Raw genomic sequence first — 4,206 nt, 5'->3', positions numbered from 1 at the left:
CAGAAAGTGATATGGCTTTTGCTGCACGCCTTGCAGAAGAATATGATGCGGTAGCAAAGCCCGTTGATGGCAAACTGGTGCTCGCCAAACGGGGTGAAGGCAAAGCCATCACCGGTGAAACACTCCCTATTGTTGTTATTCATGAGAAACATTGTACCTCTTGGGATTTTAAATACAGCGCACGGGATGAAGCAGGAGCAGCAAATGGCTTAGAAACAGATGTGGGAGACGACCAAAAAGCCGCTGCTGATGCACGAGAACCAGAAGAGATTGATGATGATGAAAACTTTATCCATATGGATGACAGTGGCAGAACAGCACCATTATCATCTGAATCGGAAAAAGCAGAAAAAGAATCGGAAAAACAAGAAGAAGACAAAGAGAAAAAAGGCGGTGTTCTCGCAACCTATCATGATTTACGCAGTGGTGAAAAAAAAGAAGTCAAAGTTGGTAATCCGCCGTTTCATGAACTCAAATACACCTACCATAACCAATCAGAGGCTGTTGCAGCCATTGCTGCTTATCGCAATAAATCATCACACGGTAAGTCTTCTTTCTCATGTGATATCGGTGGTGATCCGTTTGTACAAGCAGAAGCAAAACTTGTTCAAGAGCCCCCTTTCCGCCCCTATATTCCAGCAGAATGGCGCATCAAAAGTGTTAAGCACAAACTTGATAAAACAGGTGGTTACACAACAAAAATAGAGTGCGAACTTTTTGATGAAGCCCAAGAAGACACAGCTGGAAACGTTGCAAACACCACACCAGACAAGGACGATACCCTTGATCCAAACGCACCACAAAACGCATGCGACGAAGGCGAAGGCGTCATCCATATGGACGAAGAGGATACATGATAGGTTATAAACCAGATGTAGAGCCCCTCATTTAAAAGATTGCTTAAATACCTCCCTTCCCCATCTTTAAAGGTGGGGAGTGAACACTAAAGTTACACGTGTGGAACTGGTCGTTCAAGAGGCTGTACAGCCAAACGAAACCCCATGGTACGCAGTAAAGCATTCAAGCTGCGGAACTCTGGATTACCTTTCTCTGAAAGTGTACGGTAAAGTTGTGTTGGGTTCAAGTTGGCTGCTTTAGCTACAGCTTGAACACCACCATAAGCTTTGGCCATTTGGCGTAGAGTTACAAGCAGTTCACCCTGATCACCATCTGCTAGGATTGCATCAAGGGTAGCCGCTGCCAACTCAGGATCATCACGGAATATTTCTGCCATTGCATCATCATGGTTACGGTCTTTCATTTTTGCACTCCTTTAATCTTCACGGTTTTGCCAATCACGCCAGCAAGCACATGCACGAGTGATATCAGTCTCTTGTGTTTTTTTGCTGCCACCGCATAATAGCAACAATACGGTCTTTCCAGATTGGACATAATAAACTCGGTAGCCAGGACCAACATTAATACGCAATTCATGGACACCCTCACGAAGCGGCTTGAAATCGCCAAAGTTCCCCTGCTCTAAACGATTAAGGCGGCGAATAATTGCAGTTTTAGCCTGCATGTCACGGAGCTTTCGCAGCCAATCAGCTATCAAGTCTTTGCCATCAGAAGTAAGGTAGTGACGTATTTCAAACATGATGTTATATTCGTTTATAAACGAATGTTTGTCAAGAGAGAAATTAAAAGTTGAGAAAAAATCTTCTTTTGTTCCAATGAAAAAGCGACATGAAGCTTAACCAAGCTATCTTTCCGAATGAGAAAGATGTCAATTTTTTTAATCCAGCTCTGCTTTTTGCGGAGCTTTTTTTTATGGAGAAGCATATGCGAAAAATATCATCAGAAGGACTTGCACTTATCAAACAATGGGAAGGTTTGCGTTTAAACGCCTATAAAGATGCCATTGGGGTGTGGACAATAGGTTATGGACATACAAACAGTGCTGGAAAACCTTTTATTTACGAAGGCATGACAATCACTGAAAAGCAAGCAGAAGAACTTCTTTGTCAAGACTTAAGACAATTTGAAAATGCTGTTGAACGCGCTGTTACAGTTTCATTAACAGATGAACAATTCGCGGCGTTAGTGTCCTTTTGCTATAATGTAGGAACAGGAGCCTTTTGTAACTCGACACTGTTAAAAAAGCTCAATCAAGGTGAATATGAAGCTGTACCAACCGAATTGCAGAAATGGACCAAAGCAGGCGGGAAGCGTCTTGAAGGTCTCGCACACCGGCGTGCGGCAGAAACAGGCTTATGGGCGAAAGGGGCTTTTGTTTCCTCCAATTATCAAACAGTAGAAACGCAAGCATCAACGGGGGTTTTCAAAGCCGAAGCCCTTGCACCGATTATTGGTTCTTTTTCTGGGCTTGGAGGCTTATTAGCAGGAAATGGACCAATCCAATGGGCTTTGGCCACCATTATGATTTTAGCCGCATGTGCTGGTATTTTCTTTGTTGCTAAACGCTTTCAGGAGCATCGTCTATGATCTTATGGATGAAAAGAAATCTGATGGTAACAGGTGCGGCTTTAGCCGCTTTTTTTATTGCCTTGGCAAGAGCTTTTACTCTTGGGAAAAAAGCAGAGCAACAAAAGCAAACAGAAAAAGCTTTAAAAGCAGCCACAACACGTCTGGAGGTGGAAAGTGAAGTTAATCAAAAAAGTGATGCTGATGTGCGTGCTGCTCTCTCTGACTGGTTGCACGACAAATAAATATGCTTCTTCTTGTGTTGGCTGGTTGCCAATTTATTTAGATAAGCAAGATCTGAACGCCATCAGTTCAAACTTAGCAAGAGAGATCTTAAAGCACAATAATCTAGGTGAACGCGTGTGTGGGTGGAAACATGGCTAGAAAAAAAACACAAGACGATACAGAGCTTACAGAAGCAGAAAAAGAAACCCTTCAAGAAATCATCATGACCTACAAAAGTGTAAAAGTGATGTCGCGTTATACGAAATGGATTGTACTCATTATACTCTTATTAGCGCTTGATTTTTCACGTATTATGGATGCGTTTGTAAGTATTTTTACACAAAAACCAAATATCCGACTCTAAACATACTCTGAGACGCGCGAAATTCTTTAGAAAATGGTTTCTTAATTTTGCTCGTCTCATGGAGACTATCAATAATAGCTTTACACATTTAAAACTGTTATTTTCACAGAATTGGACATATCAAATTTCTCTCCAAAATAGCTAAAAACACTGCAGAGGTAATTGTAAAAATTCTATCCTGTTATAAATGAAGCCCACTGTTCCAAGAGAACATGTCGTTGTTCTAAAAAATCCGTTCGCATATAAGCTTTTGTCACTGAACTCCCAACTGAATGGGCAAGAACAGTTTCGGCAATCTCGAACGGTGTTGACGTTGTCTCTGCTATCCAATCCCGTAAACTTGAACGAAAACCATGGGGACGATAAGTCAAACCACAAACTGTCATATATTTTGCCATGGTGGCATCAGAAATGGGGTTACCTTTAAGACCAGAAAAGAGAAAACCATTCTTTTCAAAGGGGAGAGTTTTTTCAATAACTCTCAAAGCTTCACCACTTAGTGGCACGCGAAAGTCTGAAACTTTCCCTACAATACCTTTCATGTTTTCTTTTGGTATCGTCCATATATTTTTATCAATTTGTTCAAGGCGCAAATAGCGCAATGGATATGACCGTGCTCCCGTCAAAATGAGTAACTTCAGTGCTAAATTTGAAAGGATCTTATCATCCAAGCTTTGATAAAATGCCGGAACCTCTTGCCATGGCATAGCAGGAATATTTGTTGATGTCGCACGTGGTTTTCCTAAAAGAGCGCGTGCCTTCATACAAGCCTGTAGATCAACATCTAAACCAAGAGCCGCTGCATATTTCAAACAAATATTGATACGGTTAAGTGCTTTTCGCGCTGTGTCTGCTTTTTCATGCCAAAGGGGTGAGAGAACATTGCGGATGATATTGGCTGTTAATTTTTCTATAGGTAATTTGCCTATGTGTGGAATCACGTGCAACTCTAGAGGAGAAAACCAGCGGCCGTTTTTACCTTCATTTTTCAACTCTGCTTTTTTGCTTTCAAAAGCCGCTTTTGCAATTTCTTGAAAAATATTGCTTTGCTGTTTTAAAATAGTCTGTTCTCGAAAGACAATAGGATCATTGCCTTCTTTAAGAATATCACTATAATATCTTGTAAGCTCACGCGCTTCTTTTAAAGAGAGTTTTGTAACAGGACCAAGTCCCATTTCACGGCGCTTATTGTG

6 protein-coding genes and 1 pseudogene are annotated in these 4,206 nt (G+C 41.4%); 4 read left to right on the top strand and 3 right to left on the bottom strand.

Annotation, left to right across the window (positions count from 1 at the left end; all coding sequences use genetic code 11):
- Positions 1–857: pseudogene (locus PVV63_RS09925) on the top strand (late control protein); the annotation flags it as partial.
- A gap of 92 nt (positions 858–949) precedes the next feature.
- Here PVV63_RS09925 and PVV63_RS09920 read toward each other — a convergent pair.
- Both PVV63_RS09920 and PVV63_RS09915 read right to left on the bottom strand, forming a co-directional pair.
- Positions 950–1,261, bottom strand: a complete 312-nt coding sequence (locus tag PVV63_RS09920) for a DNA-binding protein (RefSeq protein ID WP_208439803.1) — start codon at positions 1,259–1,261, stop codon at positions 950–952.
- Positions 1,262–1,273: 12 nt separating this feature from the next.
- A complete protein-coding gene (locus PVV63_RS09915) occupies positions 1,274–1,597 on the bottom strand; it encodes a type II toxin-antitoxin system RelE/ParE family toxin (protein ID WP_015857128.1) in 324 nt (107 codons plus the stop codon).
- Between the two features lie 185 nt (positions 1,598–1,782).
- Between PVV63_RS09915 and PVV63_RS09910 the strand changes: the two genes are divergently transcribed.
- The 3 genes from PVV63_RS09910 (at position 1,783) to PVV63_RS09895 (ending at position 3,013) form a co-directional block, all read left to right on the top strand.
- Complete coding sequence (locus tag PVV63_RS09910) at positions 1,783–2,445, top strand: lysozyme (protein WP_273791711.1); 663 nt, start codon at positions 1,783–1,785, stop codon at positions 2,443–2,445.
- Positions 2,442–2,669 carry a hypothetical protein gene (locus PVV63_RS09905; RefSeq protein WP_273791710.1) on the top strand — a complete coding sequence of 76 codons (228 nt, stop codon included), beginning with the start codon at positions 2,442–2,444 and terminating at the stop codon, positions 2,667–2,669. Before PVV63_RS09910 ends, PVV63_RS09905 begins: the two co-directional genes overlap by 4 nt.
- Before the next feature lie 131 nt (positions 2,670–2,800).
- Positions 2,801–3,013, top strand: coding sequence for a hypothetical protein (locus PVV63_RS09895; RefSeq protein ID WP_273791708.1), 213 nt, complete (start codon positions 2,801–2,803; stop codon positions 3,011–3,013).
- A 173-nt stretch (positions 3,014–3,186) separates the two neighbouring features.
- On the opposite strand, the gene PVV63_RS09890 is transcribed toward PVV63_RS09895, so the two are convergent.
- Positions 3,187–4,206, bottom strand: a 1,020-nt coding sequence (locus tag PVV63_RS09890) for a site-specific integrase (RefSeq protein WP_273791707.1), incomplete at its 5' end; no start/stop codon positions are given.

The sequence above is a fragment of the Bartonella sp. CM31XJBT genome, from assembly GCF_028618555.1.
Taxonomy (GTDB): Bacteria; Pseudomonadota; Alphaproteobacteria; order Rhizobiales; family Rhizobiaceae; genus Bartonella.
This window is presented reverse-complemented; position numbering and strand designations above follow the sequence as displayed.